Origin of the sequence: Amycolatopsis silviterrae, assembly GCF_042684085.1 — a bacterium.
Lineage (GTDB): Bacteria > Actinomycetota > Actinomycetes > Mycobacteriales > Pseudonocardiaceae > Amycolatopsis > Amycolatopsis silviterrae.
The window spans coordinates 221,647-237,702 of the sequence record NZ_JBHUKS010000033.1 but is presented as its reverse complement, the minus strand read 5'-3'; the positions used below and the strand labels follow the sequence as shown (position 1 = coordinate 237,702).

At 66.8% G+C, this 16,056-nt stretch carries 12 protein-coding genes; 9 read left to right on the top strand and 3 right to left on the bottom strand.

Annotation, left to right across the window (positions count from 1 at the left end; genetic code table 11):
* Window positions 1–70: 70 nt before the first annotated feature.
* Both ACFSVL_RS39720 and ACFSVL_RS39715 read right to left on the bottom strand, forming a co-directional pair.
* Entirely contained in the window at window positions 71–1,819 is a 1,749-nt protein-coding gene (locus tag ACFSVL_RS39720; protein ID WP_378312184.1) for an acyl-CoA dehydrogenase, read from the bottom strand.
* 82 nt (window positions 1,820–1,901) lie between these two features.
* The gene (locus tag ACFSVL_RS39715) at window positions 1,902–3,434 is read right to left on the bottom strand and encodes a flavin-containing monooxygenase (protein ID WP_378312182.1); all 1,533 of its coding nucleotides are present in this window, start codon (window positions 3,432–3,434) and stop codon (window positions 1,902–1,904) included.
* Window positions 3,435–4,069: 635 nt separating this feature from the next.
* On the opposite strand from ACFSVL_RS39715, the gene ACFSVL_RS39710 reads away from it, so the two are divergent.
* The 7 genes from ACFSVL_RS39710 to pntB all read left to right on the top strand — a co-directional run bounded on the left by ACFSVL_RS39710 (window position 4,070) and on the right by pntB (window position 13,056).
* On the top strand, window positions 4,070–4,903 hold the full coding sequence (locus tag ACFSVL_RS39710; RefSeq protein ID WP_378312180.1) for an enoyl-CoA hydratase/isomerase family protein: 834 nt from the start codon (window positions 4,070–4,072) through the stop codon (window positions 4,901–4,903).
* Window positions 4,904–4,936: 33 nt separating this feature from the next.
* A complete protein-coding gene (locus ACFSVL_RS39705; RefSeq protein WP_378312178.1) occupies window positions 4,937–6,130 on the top strand; it encodes an acyl-CoA dehydrogenase family protein in 1,194 nt (397 codons plus the stop codon).
* 26 nt (window positions 6,131–6,156) lie between these two features.
* Window positions 6,157–7,713 (top strand): class I adenylate-forming enzyme family protein, encoded by a 1,557-nt coding sequence (locus tag ACFSVL_RS39700; protein ID WP_378312177.1) that lies wholly within the window; start codon window positions 6,157–6,159, stop codon window positions 7,711–7,713.
* A 100-nt stretch (window positions 7,714–7,813) separates the two neighbouring features.
* Window positions 7,814–8,479, top strand: coding sequence for a TetR/AcrR family transcriptional regulator (locus ACFSVL_RS39695; protein ID WP_378312175.1), 666 nt, complete (start codon window positions 7,814–7,816; stop codon window positions 8,477–8,479).
* 98 nt (window positions 8,480–8,577) lie between these two features.
* Complete coding sequence (locus ACFSVL_RS39690) at window positions 8,578–10,059, top strand: flavin-containing monooxygenase (RefSeq protein ID WP_378312173.1); 1,482 nt, start codon at window positions 8,578–8,580, stop codon at window positions 10,057–10,059.
* 32 nt (window positions 10,060–10,091) lie between these two features.
* Window positions 10,092–11,627 (top strand): Re/Si-specific NAD(P)(+) transhydrogenase subunit alpha, encoded by a 1,536-nt coding sequence (locus ACFSVL_RS39685; RefSeq protein ID WP_378312171.1) that lies wholly within the window; start codon window positions 10,092–10,094, stop codon window positions 11,625–11,627.
* A gap of 7 nt (window positions 11,628–11,634) precedes the next feature.
* Complete coding sequence (gene pntB, locus ACFSVL_RS39680) at window positions 11,635–13,056, top strand: Re/Si-specific NAD(P)(+) transhydrogenase subunit beta (RefSeq protein ID WP_378312169.1); 1,422 nt, start codon at window positions 11,635–11,637, stop codon at window positions 13,054–13,056.
* A gap of 64 nt (window positions 13,057–13,120) precedes the next feature.
* On the opposite strand, the gene ACFSVL_RS39675 is transcribed toward pntB, so the two are convergent.
* Window positions 13,121–14,167, bottom strand: coding sequence for an Lrp/AsnC family transcriptional regulator (locus ACFSVL_RS39675; RefSeq protein ID WP_378312167.1), 1,047 nt, complete (start codon window positions 14,165–14,167; stop codon window positions 13,121–13,123).
* A 296-nt stretch (window positions 14,168–14,463) separates the two neighbouring features.
* On the opposite strand from ACFSVL_RS39675, the gene ACFSVL_RS39670 reads away from it, so the two are divergent.
* Together ACFSVL_RS39670 and ACFSVL_RS39665 are read left to right on the top strand one after the other, a co-directional pair.
* The gene (locus ACFSVL_RS39670) at window positions 14,464–15,219 is read left to right on the top strand and encodes an MlaE family ABC transporter permease (RefSeq protein WP_378312165.1); all 756 of its coding nucleotides are present in this window, start codon (window positions 14,464–14,466) and stop codon (window positions 15,217–15,219) included.
* 6 nt (window positions 15,220–15,225) lie between these two features.
* Entirely contained in the window at window positions 15,226–16,053 is an 828-nt protein-coding gene (locus ACFSVL_RS39665; protein WP_378312163.1) for an MlaE family ABC transporter permease, read from the top strand.
* Window positions 16,054–16,056: the final 3 nt, after the last annotated feature.

The window sequence follows — 16,056 nt, the reverse complement described above, 5'->3', positions numbered from 1 at the left end:
TGCCAGCAGCTGACGCGGCCCCGGTCCGGGCACTTGCCCGGACCGGGGCCGCGTCAGTTCTGCGGCTTGCTCAGAGCCATGCCGGGTCCGTGTCGAGCGTCGTCCGGTCGAGGCTTGCGAGCAGATCGAACTGCGGACCCGTTTTCGGCAGCTCGAAGCGGTAGAAGTAGCGGGCCGCGGCGCGTTTGCCGTCGTAGAGGTCTCCTGTGGACTCGCCGGCCGCCAACAGCTGCTCCAGCCAGATCCAGGCCACCACGACGTGCCCGGCCGCCTCCAGATAGACCGACGAATTGGCAAGCGCCACAGCGGGATCGCGGTCTTTCCACAGGGCAGCGGTGGTATCGGTGAGGCGCTGCAGCGCCGCTGCGAGCACTGTGCCGTACTCCGCGCTCTCGCCACCCGCTTCCCGCGCGCGGGCGACAGTGTCGCCGACGGTCTGCGCCAGCACGGCGAGCCCTTGGCCGCCCTTCATCACGACCTTGCGGCCGAGCAGGTCCAAGCCCTGGATTCCGTTGGTGCCCTCGTGAATCGCGTTCAGCCGATTGTCCCGGTAGTACTGTTCGACGTCGAATTCGGTGGTGTAGCCGTAACCGCCGTGGACCTGGATCGCGAGGTTGTTGGCTTCGAGGCACCACTGCGACGGCCAGGCCTTGGCGATCGGAGTCAGCACGTCGAGGAGGAGACTGGCACGCTGCGCCTCGTCCGCCGGTGCCGTCGCGGCATCGTCGACCAGCTTGCTGCAGTACAGGCCGAGGGCCAGCGCGCCCTCGACGTAGGACTTCTGCGCCAGCAGCATCCGCTTGACGTCGGGGTGCTCGATGATCGCGACCGGCGCCGACGCGGGGTCCTTGGCGGTGAGGTCGCGACCCTGTGTGCGGGTCTTCGCATACTCCAGCGACGCGAGGTATCCGGCGTATCCGAGCGACGTCGCGAGGAACCCGACGCCGATCCGGGCCTCGTTCATCATGTGGAACATGTACTCCAGGCCGCGGTGTTCCTCGCCCACCAGCCAGCCGGTCGCGCCGTCGAATTCGAGAAGCGCGTTGGTCGTGCCCCGATTGCCCATCTTGTGATTGAGGCTCACGAGCGAGACCCCGTTGGCCTGTCCGTCCGCCTGTTTCTTGGGCACGACGTACAGCGAGATGCCTTTGACTCCCGGACCGCCGCCGGGTGCCTTGGCCAGAACGAGATGGACGATGTTCTCGGTCAGTTCGTGGTCGCCGCCGGAGATCCACATCTTGTTCCCTGAGATCCGGTACGTGCCGTCGCCGGCGGGGACCGCCCGGGTGGTGATGTCGGCGAGCGAGGAGCCGACGTCGGGTTCGGACAGACACATCGTGCCGGTGAAGCGTCCGTCCAGCATCGGCCGGACCCAGGTGTCGATCTGTTCTTCGGTTCCGTGGGCGAGGAGGAGGTTGGCGTTGCCCATGGTGAGGAACGAGTACGACGAGCTGCCCGGGTTGGCGGCCTGGAACCAGGCCATCGCCGCGCGGGTGACCACCATCGGCAGCTGGACTCCGCCGAGCGATTCGTCGAAACTCGACGCCAGCAGCCCCGCCTTCGCGAATTCGTCGACGGCGAGCTTGACCTCGTCGATCATCGCCACTTTGCCGTCGGCGGCGACGTGCGGAGGGTTCTGGTCGGCCTTCTTGTTGTGCGGAGCGAACACTTCTGTCGCCATCTCCGCGGCGACGTCCATGATGCTGTCGAACGTCTCGCGGGAGTGGTCGGCGAAGCGTTCGCGGCTGGTGAGACGTTCGGCCTCGAGCCATTCGTAGAGAAGGAAGTCGATATCGGAACGAGAAAGGGGGGCGGGCATGTCTGATCCTCGGTCGGTGGCGGTGGGCAGCGGAATACGGCGGGGCATCGAAACGATGCCCCGCCGCATGCGTGATTCGCTGCTAGCGGCGGGACAGGGTGCGCTTCTTCGACGTGGCATCGGCGACGGAACGGATGTGGTACGGGCTGAGGTCACCGCGCCTGGCCGCGATCCACTCCTTCAGATGGTTGCTCGGCCGCATGAGGGGAGTGTCGCCGTGCGCGTCGATGTAGTAAGTGTTCGAGCCGGTGCAATTGCCGGCCTGGAAGATCGACTTCGGCTGCTTGGCGATGATCTCTTCGAACTCGCGACGCTGGGCGGCGGCGTCCACTTCGATGTAGTTCGCGCGTTTTTTGCGCGCGCCTTTGAGCGCCGTGACCATGTTGCGCACGGACAGTTCGACGCCTGCGATGTAGGACCCGCTGATGTTGTTGTAGGGGCCGAAGATGAGGAAGAAGTTGGGGTAGCCGTGGACGGTGACGCCTTGGAAGGCTTGGTAACGGTTGTTTTCCCAGTAGTCGCGCAGGTCCTGCCCGCCGCGGCCGCGGACGGGATAGGTGGGCAGTGACCGTCCCGAGAACGGCTGGTAACCGGTGGCGCAGATGACGATGTCGGTCTCGTGCTCGACGCCGTCGGCGGTGACGATTCCGGTCGGCGTGAAGCGCTCGATCGAGTCGGTGACGAGTTCGACGTTCGACCGGTTGAACATCGGGTAGAAGTTCTGCGAGAAACTCGGGCGTTTGCAGCCCCAGTCGTAGTCCGGGGTGAGTTTCCTGGCTACCTCGGGGTCGTCGACCTGGCGGTTGATGTGCCGGCGGCCGACTTTTTCGGCGAGGCGGGTGAGCGGGCCCATGGTCGGGTAGTTCACGAACGACTGGAAGAAGACGATGTCCATGAGGAACGCGATCCCGAATCGGGCGGCGCGCAGCAGCCCGGGGACGGTCGCGAACGCCTTTTGGGTGCGCGGCTTCAGCTTGAACGCGGGTTTGGGCAGCAGCCAGATCGGCGTGCGCTGGTACACGTCCAGCTGCCCGGCTTGCGGAGCGATCTCCGGCGCGAGCTGGATTCCGGTGGCTCCGGTGCCGATGATGGCCACGCGCTTGCCGGTGAAGTCGAGGTTCTCGTCCCAGGCCGAGGTGTGCAGCAGCGTGCCCTGAAAGTCTTTCATGCCCTCGATCTCAGGCCATTTCAGCTCGCTCAGGACCCCGCTCGCGTTCAGCAGATACCGCGACACGTACCGGGTGCCGTCCGCGGTCTCGGTCACCCACTCGTTGCGCTTCTCGTCGTAGGTGGAGCCGGTCACCTGCACGCCGAACCGGAACTTGTCGCGAACGCCGAACTGCTCGACCACGTTCCGGCAGTACTCGTGCATTTCCGGACCGGGAGTCCAGGCGCTCGACCAGTCCGGCTTCTGGGCCCACGAGTACGAGTAGTACATCGAGGGGACGTCGATGGTAAGGCCGGGGTACTTCTGGGTCGACCAGCACCCGCCCACGTCGTCGCCGCGCTCGAGCACCACCACGTCGGCGAAGCCCGCCTCCTTGAGCTTGATCACGCTGGCGATCCCGGAGATGCCGGCGCCGACCACCACTATTTCGCTGCGCAGGGTCGTCATGGCTGCCCATCCTTCGTCTAGTTGAGTCCGGCTCGGCCTCGCGAGATCGGGCGTGGGCGGCTGATTCCGCCGGCCCGCGTGGTCTGACCGGGTGCCCATCAGATTACTGATTGATTAGTAGGCTACTGGTGGCGAAGCTAGCACCGGCTCTCCGAGACTGTCAAAGGTTCCGGTGAACGCCCTCCGGGGCGAGGCGGGCGGCACAGGATCCCAGGTCCTCCGCGGTCATCCGGGGTCGTCCTCGGACTGACTGCGCGTGAGGGCCTGATCCTTCCGGGCGCAGGGGGCACCCGCGTTGGAAACGCAGGACTCATGCCCGGCATGCCCACGGTGTCCAGTCCGCCGATGCCGCCGCGGCGAGGGCCACGATCTGGAACGACCCCATCCGTCGGGTGCCCGACGTCGAGCAGTTCGGTGAGGCTATGGGCAGATCGGTCTTCATGGCGGCTCCCCTGATTGCGACTGACTGATAGGCGGAGTTCGTCAACGGTGCGCGCGGAAGAGCTGCTCCGCATGCCGGCGCTTCAGTCATAGGTGTTGACGGCGAGCGGACCGCTGCATAGAGTGCGCGATTACTGATTAATTAGTAAGGCGTTCCGGTCGACCGGACCCGCATGTGTCTGAAAGGCCAGCAGATGACCGCAGATGTGGAGCACCGCCACGACGGCAAGGTGATCGTGGAACGGATCCCGGTCGACGAACGCGGCTCGGTTCTCGGGCTGATCACGTTCAACCGGCCGGACGAGATGAATCCGTTCGACATGGACACCGGTGTCGTGGTCCACCGGCTTTTCCGGGATCTCGCCGAGGATCCGGCCGTCCGCGTGGTCGCGGTGACCGGCGCGGGCAAGGCTTTCTCCGCCGGCGGCGACATGGAGAAGTACCGGACGCTCCAGCGCGACCCGGTGGAGTTCCCGAAGTTCCTGGACATCATGCACGGCGCGTGCACGATGATCGCTGAGCAGCCGAAGCCGTTCGTGGCCCTGGTGAACGGCATCGCCATCGCCGGGGGTATCGAACTGCTGCTCTCGTGCGACCTGGCGATCGCGGCCGAGTCCGCGCGGATCGGCGACGCGCACCTGCCTTACGGGCAGATGGGCGGGGGCGGCGTGCTCACCCTGCTGCCGCGCGCGGTGGGGCCGGCGCGGGCGCGCGAACTGATCTTCTCCGGTCGGCTGCTCACTGCCGCCGAGGCATGCGATTGGGGACTGGTCAGCAAGGTCGTCCCCGACGACGAACTGCGCGCGGCCGGGATCGCTTTCGCGGCCGACGTGGCGAAGAAGTCGCCGCTGGCGGTCGCGAATGCCAAGCAGGTTCTCAACACCGCGTGGTGGGACGGAACCGGCGTGCCCCAGGGCCTTCGGCTGGAGCGCGAGGTCACCGCCCGCTATTGCCTGACCAGCGAAGACGCCCCCGAGGGGCTGGCGGCGTTCGCGGCGAAGCGCAGGCCCGTTTTCACCGGCCGCTGATCAGCCGCCCGAGTTCAAGGAGGAATTTCGAGCATGAGCCAGACCACCATCGCCGCCCCGACGGCGGAGCCGTCTCTGTTCGCCCGATCGATGCGGCGCTACGCCGAGGAGAAGGTGATCCCGCGCAACGAGGAACTCGACGGGCATCCGCAGAACTTCGAGCTGATCGCGGAATTGCTGCGGGGCGCGGGCCGGCTCGGTCTGTACGCCACCATCATCCCCGAGGAGTACGGCGGGGCCGGCGAACCGGATTCGGTCGCGCTGCACGAAGGCATCGAAGAGTTCACCTACGGCAACGCCGGGCTCGCGATGTCGACCATGCCGATGTACCTGTTCGCGCGGGCGGTCACGCTGTACGGCACCGACGAGCAGAAGGCGCGCTGGCTGCCGGGCCTCGCGGAGGGCGAGATGATCGCCTCGTGGGGGGTTTCCGAGCCGCACGCGGGTTCGGACGTCGCGAACATCGCCACGAAGGCGGAGCGCACCGAGAGCGGATGGCGCATCAACGGCCGGAAGATGTTCATCACCAACGCGATCATCGCCGACGGGATCCTGCTGCTGGCCCGCACCGGAGGCGCGGGGATCCGCGACACCATGACCACGTTCCTGATTCCGATGGACACTCCCGGGATCGGGGTCTCGCGCACCCTCGACAAGATGGGACTGCGCTCATCGCCCACGTGCGAGGTGGTCTTCGACGACGTGACGGTGTCCGACGACGCCGTGCTCGGCGAGGTCGGGCAGGGCTGGCGGATCGGCATGGAGGTGCTCGACTACGAGCGGATTGCCGCGTCGGCGTTCGCGGCCGGGGTCACCAGCCGCGCGCTGGACATCACCACCGCCTACACCGCCGACCGGGACGCGTTCGGCGGCAAGCTCAACCGGATCGGGGCCGTGCAGCAGATGCTCGCCGACATCGCTGCCGACCTGCTGGTGAGCCGGCTGCTGTACCGGCACATCTCGGCGCTCGTGGACTCGGGGCGGCCGGCGATCGTCTCGGGTTCGGCGGGCAAGCTGCTGGGCGCCCGCAACGCCAGCCACGCCACCGACCTGGCGGTGCAGATCCTGGGCGGGTACGGCTACGTGCGCGACTACGAGGTGGAGCGGCTCTACCGGGACGCGCGGTTGCTCGCGATCGGCGGCGGGACCAGCCAGATCCAGCAGAAGATCATCGCCGAGCAGCTCTTCCGCGAGCCCGGCTGGAACCGCGTCGCCGGACTGTCCTGACCGCCGCACCGACAAGGAGACACTCAATGGCTGAGTTGATTCACGACATCGTCGGTGCCGCGGTCCAGCGATTCCGGGACGCGCCGGCGATCATCGACGACGCTGGCACCGCGACGTACCACGAGCTGTGGGACCGCAGCCGCCGCATCGCCTCCGGCCTGCGCGGCCTGGGCGTGCGGCCCGGCGACGGCGTCGTCGCGGTCATGGCCAATCGACGCGAATGGTCCGAGGTGGAGCTGGCCGCGTCGATGACCGGAGCGGTGCGCTCCCGGCTGAACGCCCGGGACGGCGAACGAGAGTGGGCGGCGGTGCTCACCGATCTCGCGCCGAGGGCGATTGTCGCCGGACCCGAATTCGCGCCGGTCATCGCCGGACTGATGAAAGACGGCAGCGCGCCTTCCGCTGAGCTGATCACCCTCGGCCCGGGAGAGCGCTACGAAGAACTGGTGGCCGCGTCGGAGCCGATCGGGCCGATCGAGCTGAGCCCGGAGGCGCCGGCGGTCGTCTTCCACACCTCCGGCACGACCGGCGTCTACAAGGGCGTGCTTTACCTGCAGCGCAACGTGATGGCGATGTACCGGAACATTCTGGCCACGATCGCCGCCGACATGGACTCGGATTCGGTGATCCTGCACGTCGGTCCGCTGTCGCACCAGTCGGGACTGCTGGTGATTCCCGGGTTGTTCCGCGGCGCCCGTTCGCTGCTGCACAGCGGCTTCGATGTCGAGGCTTTCCTGGACGCGGTGGAGAACGACAAGGTGACGCATGCCCTGGTGCCCCCGGCGATCATCAACACACTGGTCAACGTGCCGAATATCCGGGACCGCGACCTGAGCAGCCTGCGCACCGTCCTGTACTCGGGTTCGCCGATCTCGGCGGTCGTGCTGCGCAAGGCCATCGACATCTTCGGGCCGATCTTCCTGCAGGGTTACGGAAGCACCGAAGGCGGCGCGATGTACAACACGATCATGTACCCGGACGAGCACGTCCGGGCGCTCGCCGAGAACCCGGCGCTGCTCGCTTCCGCGGGGCGTCCGGCACTGTACTTCGACATCAAGGTCGCCGACGACGATCTCGTCGAGGTGCCCCTCGGCGACATGGGCGAGATCTGCGTACGCGGCGATGCGGTGTCGGTGGGTTACTGGAACAACCCGGAGGCGACTGCGAAGTCCTATGTGGATGGTTGGTTCCGCACCGGCGATTTCGCCACCCGCTCCGAGGACGACTTCATCACCGTCGTCGACCGCAAACACGACATGATCGTCAGCGGCGGGCTCAACGTGTATCCGCGGGAAGTGGAGGACGTGATCTCGGGACACCCAGCGGTGAACGAGGTCGCCGTCGTCGGGGTGCCGCACGAGAACTGGGGCGAGTGCGTGAAGGCGTGCGTGTCGCTGCACGACGGCGCGGAACTCGCGCTTGAGGAGCTGCAGCAATTCTGCAAGGACGCGGGCTTGGCGAGCTACAAGAAGCCGCTGTCGCTGGACATCGTGGCCGAGATCCCGAAGACCGCAGTGGGCAAGCTTTACCGCCGCGCGCTCCGGGAGCCGTACTGGGCCGGCCGCGAACGTCGCGTCGGTTGACGAACGACAGGGCGAAGACCCGTGTGTGCAACGGTCATCGGAGTCGAGTCCGGGGAGGCCGTCGTCTTTTTCCGGCAGGCGGCTGAAGGAAGGGACTCCCATGGCGCGAGGCCACGTTGTCACCGGCACCGGGCTCGACCGGGTCGCGGCGCTGGGCGCTGAACTTGTGCCGCGGCGCGAATTATGGGCGGACGTGTCGTCGAAGACGGCGCGCAAGCTCGTCCGCGCCGGAGTCGAGACGTTCGCGACTCGAGGATTTCACGGGACCAGCCTGCGGGACATCATCGCGGGGACGGGGCTCAGCACCGCCGCCCTGTATGTGCACTTCCGGTCCAAAGAGGAACTGCTCTTCGAGATCAGTCATCGGGGGTACACGGTCAGCGTCGAGATCGTCGACGCCGCCTCCGCCATGGACGATCCGGTCGAGGCATTGCAGGTGCTCATGTATGCCTTCGTGCGTTGGCAAGCCGAGCACCACACTGTCGCCCGCGTGGTGTTCTACCAGAACGACGCGCTGAACGCGGAGCATCGCGATGCGTTGCTCGTGTTGCGGCGCGACGCGGAACGAAAGGTCCGTGTTCTTCTCCGCCGCGGGATCGTCGCGGGCGCGTTCGCGGACGGAGACGTGCGCGGGATCGGTGCGGCCCTGCTGTCGCTCGGCATCGACGTGGCCCGCTGGTACGGGCCGCGGCCCTCAGGGAGCCCGGACGAGCTGGGACGACTCTACAGCGTGCTCGCGCTGCGGGCGGTCGGCGTCCTCGACTGAGCCGCCGCCGCTCTTGACAGCCCCATACCCTCTTGTTACTAATTAATCAGTAATACGTGTGCGGTCTCACGGCCCGGCGTGCGTTTCCGGAGGTTCACATGGTCAGCAACGGTTCGGCGCCTGCGCGCAACACCGTCAAGATCGTCATCGTCGGCGCGGGATTCGCCGGCCTCGGGATGGCGGTTCAGCTCACGAAGGCGGGCGTGCGCGACTTCGTCATCCTGGAGCGGGCGGACGCGGTCGGCGGAACTTGGCGCGACAACACCTATCCCGGCTGCGCGGTCGACGTGAAGTCGCATCTCTACTCGTATTCGTTCGCACCGAATCCGAACTGGAGCCAGACGTACGCGCCGCACGACGAACTTCTCGCCTATACCCACTCCATCGTCGAGAAGTTCGGCCTGATGCGGTACGTGCGGCTCAACCACGAGGTCGAAGGCGCGGTGTGGGACGAAGCGGACGCGGAATGGCGCATCGCCACCTCTCAAGGGGAGTACGCGGCGCAGTTCCTGATCAGCGCGACCGGTCCGCTGTCCCGGCCGGTTCTCCCGGACATTCCCGGCCTGGAATCGTTCAAGGGCACCATGTTCCACTCCGGACAGTGGGACCACGGCCACGACTTGCGCGGCGAGCGCGTCGGAGTGATCGGCAACGGGTCGTCGTCGTGCCAATTGGTGCCGCAGATCCAGCCGGTCGTCGACAGCCTCGACGTGTACCAGCGCACGCCGAGCTGGATCATCCCGCGGATGAACCGCCACACCTACGCCTGGGAACGAGCGTTGTACCGAGCCTTCCCCGCCGTCCAGCGCGCGGTGCGCTTCCGGCAGTACTGGACGCAGGAGGCGATCGCGTGGACATGGCTCAAGAAGGGCCGCGGCCGGTGGCTGGAGGGCGTGGCGAAATGGCGGCTGCGCAAGACCGTGAGCGACCCGGTGAAGCGCGCGAAGCTGACCCCCGACTACGACATCGGCTGCAAGCGCATCGTCATCAGCGATGCCTTCTGGCCCGCGATCGACAAGCCGAACGTCGACCTGGTGACCGACCCGATCGTCGAGGTCACCGAGGACGGCATCCGCACCCGCAACGCCGACGGCGGCACCACCGTGCGCAAGCTGGACACGATCATCCTGGCGAGCGGCTACAAGGTCATGCCGATCGTCGACCCGCTCATCGGACGCGGCGGCACCACGCTCCAGGACGAGTGGAAGGAAACCCGGCGGGCGTTCCTGGGCACGGCGGTGAACGGCTACCCCAACTACTTCACCCTGCTGGGCCCGTACACCTTCAACGGCCACACCTCGATCCTGGTCTGGGCCGAAGCACAGATGGACTACATCATGCAGGCCCTGGACGCCATGGAGCGCACGGGCAAGCGCAGCCTCGAGGTGCGGCAGGAATCGCAAGACGGCTACACCGAGGAGGTGCGGCGCCGGCTGCAGGGGACGGTGTGGACCAGCGGCGGCTGCAACAGCTGGTACCTCGACCCGGACGGCGGGACCTCGGTGGTTTTCCCGGGCTATACCAAGCAGTTCGTGGAAGGGCTCAAGAAGTTCGACCCCGCCGACTACGTGCTGAGCTGAGCGCAGCTGTCTGCTGATTTTAAGGGCGAGACGTGATTATCCAAGTACTGAAGGAGCGGCACGACGGGGAGACCCGGGTGTCGGCGACCCCGGCGACGGTGACCCAGTTGCGCAAGCTGGGCTATGACGTCGTGGTCGAGCCCGGGGCGGGTGCGGCATCGAGTTTCGCCGACGAGGCCTACGTCGACGCGGGCGCGACTATCGGGACCGCGCGTGACGCCGACATCGTGTTCGCGGTGAACGCGCCGACCCACGGCCAACTCGACGAGATGCGTGCGGGCGCGACCGTGATCGGCGTGCTCCGTCCGGCACTCGACGCGGAACTGGTCGAGGAATTGTCCCGACGGCCGATCACTGCGCTGGCGATGGACGCAGTGCCGCGGATCTCGCGTGCCCAATCGCTGGACGTGCTGTCTTCGATGGCGAACATCGCGGGCTATCGCGCGGTTGTCGAAGCTGCTCACGAGTTCGGCCGGTTTTTCACCGGGCAGGTCACCGCCGCGGGCAAAGTGCCTCCCGCCAAGGTGCTTGTCGCCGGTGCGGGTGTCGCCGGGTTGGCGGCGATCGGTGCGGCGGGTTCGCTCGGCGCGGTGGTGCGCGCGACTGACCCGCGTCCGGAGGTGGCCGACCAGGTTCGGTCGCTGGGCGGGGAATACCTGCCGGTCGCATCGCCGGAGGCCGAGGTGTCGGAGACGGGCTATGCCAAGGAAATGGGGGAGGACTATCAGGAGCGCGCGGCTCAACTGTACGCGCAGCAGGCGTCCGAGGTCGACATTGTCATCACCACCGCGTTGATTCCGGGGCGTCCGGCTCCGCGCTTGTTGTCGGCGGAGATGGTCGCGTCGATGAAGCCCGGCAGCGTGATCGTGGACATGGCCGCGGCCAACGGCGGCAACGTCGAGGGGTCGGTGGCGGGCGAGAAAGCTGTGACCGGCAACGGTGTGACCATCATCGGCTACACCGACTTGGCCGGACGGCTGCCCGCGCAAGCATCCCAGCTCTACGGCACCAATCTGGTCAACCTGATGAAGCTGCTGACCCCGGAGAAGGACGGCGAGCTGGTCCTGGACTTCGACGACGTGGTCCAGCGGTCGATGACTGTGGTCCGCGACGGCGAGTGCACCTGGCCGCCTCCGCCGGTCCAAGTCTCGGCAGGGGCGCCGCCCGTCGCGGCCCCGCCGAAGCCACAGGCCGAGGAAAAGCCGGCGGCTTCGGCGGGTGCGCGGCTCGGCACCGTGGTCGCCGCGGCGGCTGTCCTGTTCGCGCTGATCGCGGTTTCTCCGGCGGCGCTGCAGGGGCACCTGACCGTCTTCTCGCTCGCGATCGTCATCGGCTACTACGTCATCGGGAAGGTGCACCACGCGCTGCACACGCCGTTGATGTCGGTGACCAACGCGATCTCGGGCATTATCGTGGTCGGCGCGCTTCTGCAGATCGGGCAGGACGATTCCTCGACCGGCACGGTCGTCACCGTGCTTTCGGCCGTGGCCATTCTGCTGGCCGGCATCAACGTTTTCGGCGGTTTCGCGGTGACTCGCCGCATGCTCGCCATGTTCTCCAGGAGCTGACCAGGCCATGATCGACATCGTCTCCGCGACGACGGCCGCGTACGTCGTCGCCGCTTTGCTGTTCATTCTGGCGCTGGCCGGTTTGTCGCGGCACGAAAGTGCCAAGCTGGGCAACACTTTCGGCATCCTCGGCATGACGGTGGCGCTGATCGCCACCGTCGCCAAAGCCGTCGACGCCGACCTCGACGTTGTGGGTCTCGGCCTGCTGATCGGGGCCATGGTCGTCGGCGCCGCGGCCGGTCTGTGGCGGGCGCGGGTCGTCGAGATGACCGGCATGCCCGAGCTGATCGCCCTGCTGCACAGCTTCGTCGGCCTGGCCGCCGTGCTGGTCGGCTGGAACGGTTATCTGCGGGTGGAAAACGATCCGCACGGAGCCGAGACGCTGAGCCTGCAGACCCGGGGGCTGCAGGGCATCCACTCGGCCGAGGTGTTCATCGGCATCTTCATCGGCGCGGTGACGTTCACCGGCTCGATCGTGGCGTTCCTCAAGCTGTCCGCGCGGATCAAGTCGAGGCCGTTGATCCTGTCTGGCAAGAACGCCCTCAACGTCGGCGCGCTGGTCGCCTTCGGAGCGCTGACTGTCTGGTTTGTCGCCGAGCCGCAGCCGTGGCTGCTGATCGCGGTCACCGCGCTCGCGCTGGTGCTGGGCTGGCACCTCGTCGCTTCCATCGGCGGCGGTGACATGCCGGTGGTGGTGTCGATGCTGAACAGCTACTCCGGCTGGGCCGCGGCAGCGTCGGGTTTCCTGCTGGAGAACGACTTGCTCATCATCACCGGTGCGCTGGTCGGCTCGTCCGGCGCGTACCTGAGCTACATCATGTGCAAGGCGATGAACCGCTCGTTCCTTGCCGTGATCGCCGGCGGGTTCGGCATCGCGGCGGGCCCGGCTGAGGATGCCGAGCACGGCGAGCATCGCGAGACCTCTGCGGAAGGTGTCGCCGAACTGCTGGCCGCCGCCGACTCGGTCATCATCACCCCGGGCTACGGCATGGCGGTCGCCCAAGCGCAGTACGGCGTCGCTGAGCTGACGCGCAAGCTTCGGGAGAAGGGCGTCGACGTCCGGTTCGGCATCCACCCGGTGGCAGGCCGTCTTCCCGGCCACATGAACGTGCTGCTGGCCGAGGCCAAGGTGCCCTACGACATCGTGTTCGAGATGGACGAGATCAACGACGACTTTCCGGACGCCTCGGTCGTGCTCGTGATCGGAGCCAACGACACGGTCAACCCGGCCGCCGCCGAGGATCCGTCGAGCCCGATCGCGGGAATGCCCGTCCTGACCGTATGGGAGGCCGAGAATGTAGTTGTGTTCAAGCGGTCCATGGCATCGGGTTACGCCGGTGTGCGGAATCCGCTGTTCTTCCGCGACAACAGCGCCATGCTGTTCGGCGATGCGAAAGACCGGGTCGAGGACATTCTCCGCGCGATCTGACGGTACCGTACCGTTGATGCGGTTCGCGTAGCAAAACTGTCAATATACTGCGCATCTTGGTTGTTCACGTCAGCCGTTTCAAATGCACGGGGAAGCGGACGACGTCCACCAGCTGGAGGGGTTCCGCCGAGTGCACGCCGGGCAGGGCGCGGACGTGCTGAAGGACCGCGTTGAGCAGCTCGTTCTGGTCGCTTCCGGCGATCGTCACGGTGAGGTCCGCACTGCCGACGGTGACGGCTTTGAACAGGCTCTGCGGCAAGCTGTCGAGTGCGGCGTAGACCGTGCCGACGGCACCGCGGTCGACTCGCAGGCCGATGTTCGCGATGGCTCCGATCGCACCGAAGGCCGATGGTTCCACCAAGGCCGCGATGCGCATCAAGCCGGACGAGGTCAGGCGGTTGACGCGGGCGCGGACGGTGCCTTCCGAGACCGACAGCTGGCGCGCGATGCGCCGGCTCGACTGCCTCCCGTCGTCCACAAGCGCCTGCATGATGTCTGCGTCGAGGCTGTCCAGGGCGACCACTGGTGCGGGCAGCCGGATGGGCGTCGCCTGCTGGGCGAGGTAGAAGCGCCTGCCCAGATCCGTCACAGCGGACCGGGTCGCGACATCGATCCTGGCCGAGGTGATCCCGGGGACCGCCGCGAGCTGGTGCTCGAGCAGGTCGTTGATTTCTTCCCGGTCCGTGGCCAGGAAGTAGGCGAGCACGTCGGCCTCGCCGAACGCGACGGCGGCCGCTTCGCACTGGCGCAGCCGTGCGACGTCGTAGGCGACGTCCTTCGGCGTCCTGGCCCCGACGTTGATCTTCGCGATGACGAGCCAGTCGAAGCCGGCGGCTTCCCAGTCGAACAGTGCGGTGAAGGTCAGCACCCGGCTGGCGACCAGCCGCCGCAGGCGCACGCCGACAGTCGTTTCGCCGACGGCCGTCGCGGTCGCCAATTCCCGGTTGCTCAGCCGTCCGTCTTTCAGCAGGAGAAGGACGAGTGCGGTGTCCAGTTCGTCGAGTTCGGGCACTCGGGCGCCGGGGCCGAGGAGGTCCCGCGCCGCGAAGCCGCCTTCGATCGCGGACGGCCTCAGTTCGACGACCGCGCTGTCGCCTGGCCGTGGGCTCATGGTGGTAGTCAGCTCTCGGATTCCGGGCGGGTGAACCGGTTTCGGTTCCGGTCGCCGCTGGATGCGGGGGTGTGATCCGTCTTGCATACGCCGAATGGCCGATGTAGTCTACAGGCCTTCATCAATATGCGTAGAAAACTTGCTCAATGACTGCGGATCATTCGATCATGACTTCCGCGGTTCTCCATCCGGGCCGGCGCAATGACGCGCACCACGACGTCTCCCGCGCAGGGCCTGCCAGATCGTGAATCCGGACTGCCGCGGCAGTCCCTTGCCGGCGCGAGGTGTCCAACGACATGTACGGAAGTGTGATAGCCGGGCAGGTCGGCGGGTTCTACTCGATGACGGCCGAAACCGCGCGTTCGATGTTCCGCAGGCCGTTCCAGTGGCGCGAATTGCTGAACCAGGCGTGGTTCATCGCTTCGGTGTCGGTGGTGCCCACGCTGATGGTGGCGATCCCGTTCTGCGTCATCATCGTCTTCCAGCTGAACCAGCTGCTGACGGAAATGGGCGCGACGGATCTCGCCGGAGCGGGAGCCGGACTCGCCGTAGTGCGCGAGATCGGCCCTATGGTGAGTGTTCTGGTGGTCGCGGGCGCCGGGGCGACCGCGGTCTGCGCGGACCTCGGCGCCCGCAAGATCCGCGAGGAGATCGAAGCGGTGCAGGCGCTGGGACTTCGGCCGGTGCAGCGGCTGGTCGTCCCGCGGGTGCTGGCTTCGACCCTGGTCGCCTTGGCGCTCAACGGATTGGTCACGTTGGTCGGCCTGACCGGAAGCTTCCTGTTCTCGGTGTTCGCACAGCACGCCAGCGCGGGTCTGTTCGTGTCGAACCTGACGTTGGTGACGGGGCTCAGCGACTTCCTGGTCAGCGAGTTCAAGGCGACGGTGTTCGGCATGCTCGCCGGTCTCGTCGCCTGCTATCTCGGCCTGAACGCCAAGGGCGGCCCGAAGGGAGTGGGAGACGCGGTCAACCAGACCGTCGTCTTCAGCTTCATGTTGCTGTTCCTGGCCAATTCGGTCATCACCGCGGTCTTCCTGCAGCACCGGAACTAGGGCGCCATGACTTCGTTACGCACGACGGCGGCCAAGCCCGTCGAGACGCTTCGCTCGCTGGGCAAGCAGCTGTCCTTCTACGGCCAGGCCTACGGCTGGATCCTGCGTGCGCTGCGCCGCTACAAGAAAGAGATCTTCCGGCTGATCGCCGAGGTGAGCCTCGGCACGGGTGGTCTCGCCCTGATCGGCGGCACGGTCGTGGTGGTCGTGTTCATGACCGCCGCCGTGGGCGTCGAAGTCGGGCTGCAGGGCTTCACGTCGCTGGCGAACGTCGGACTGGAAGCGTTGTCGGGCTTCGTGTCTTCGTACGCGAACACGCGCGAGGGAGCGCCGGTGCTCGCCGGTATCGCGCTGACGGCGACGGTCGGCGCGGGCTTCACCGCCCAGCTGGGCGCGATGCGCGTCAACGAGGAGATCGACGCGCTTGAGGTGATGGCGGTCCCGTCGGTCCCGTTTCTCGTCACCACGCGCATCATCGCCGGTCTTGTCGCGGTGATCCCGCTCTACTCGCTGGCGCTGCTGGGTTCCTACGCCGCGACCAAAGTCGTGGTGACCGTCCTTTTCGGACAGTCAACGGGCAGCTACGAACACTATTTCAGCGTCTTTCTGGTCCCGTCGGACATCTTCATCTCGTTCGCCAAGGCGCTGGTCATGTCGATCATGGTGATGTCAGTGCACTGCTACTACGGATTCACCGCGTCCGGCGGTCCGGCCGGAGTCGGCCGAGGCGTCGGCGGCGCGGTGCGCAACTCCCTGATCGGGATCATGATCGTCGATCTGCTCATGGACCTCGCGATCTACGGCGGGCCCTCGACCTTGCACGTGACGGGGTGAGGC

Coding starts and splice junctions, on each gene's coding strand:
- ACFSVL_RS39690 (WP_378312173.1), top strand. CDS start 8,578: ATGGTCAGCAACGGTTCGGCGCCTGCGCGCAACACCGTCAAGATCGTC.
- ACFSVL_RS39700 (WP_378312177.1), top strand. CDS start 6,157: ATGGCTGAGTTGATTCACGACATCGTCGGTGCCGCGGTCCAGCGATTC.
- ACFSVL_RS39670 (WP_378312165.1), top strand. CDS start 14,464: ATGTACGGAAGTGTGATAGCCGGGCAGGTCGGCGGGTTCTACTCGATG.
- pntB (WP_378312169.1), top strand. CDS start 11,635: ATGATCGACATCGTCTCCGCGACGACGGCCGCGTACGTCGTCGCCGCT.
- ACFSVL_RS39705 (WP_378312178.1), top strand. CDS start 4,937: ATGAGCCAGACCACCATCGCCGCCCCGACGGCGGAGCCGTCTCTGTTC.
- ACFSVL_RS39710 (WP_378312180.1), top strand. CDS start 4,070: ATGACCGCAGATGTGGAGCACCGCCACGACGGCAAGGTGATCGTGGAA.
- ACFSVL_RS39665 (WP_378312163.1), top strand. CDS start 15,226: ATGACTTCGTTACGCACGACGGCGGCCAAGCCCGTCGAGACGCTTCGC.
- ACFSVL_RS39715 (WP_378312182.1), bottom strand. CDS start 3,434: ATGACGACCCTGCGCAGCGAAATAGTGGTGGTCGGCGCCGGCATCTCC.
- ACFSVL_RS39695 (WP_378312175.1), top strand. CDS start 7,814: ATGGCGCGAGGCCACGTTGTCACCGGCACCGGGCTCGACCGGGTCGCG.
- ACFSVL_RS39675 (WP_378312167.1), bottom strand. CDS start 14,167: ATGAGCCCACGGCCAGGCGACAGCGCGGTCGTCGAACTGAGGCCGTCC.
- ACFSVL_RS39720 (WP_378312184.1), bottom strand. CDS start 1,819: ATGCCCGCCCCCCTTTCTCGTTCCGATATCGACTTCCTTCTCTACGAA.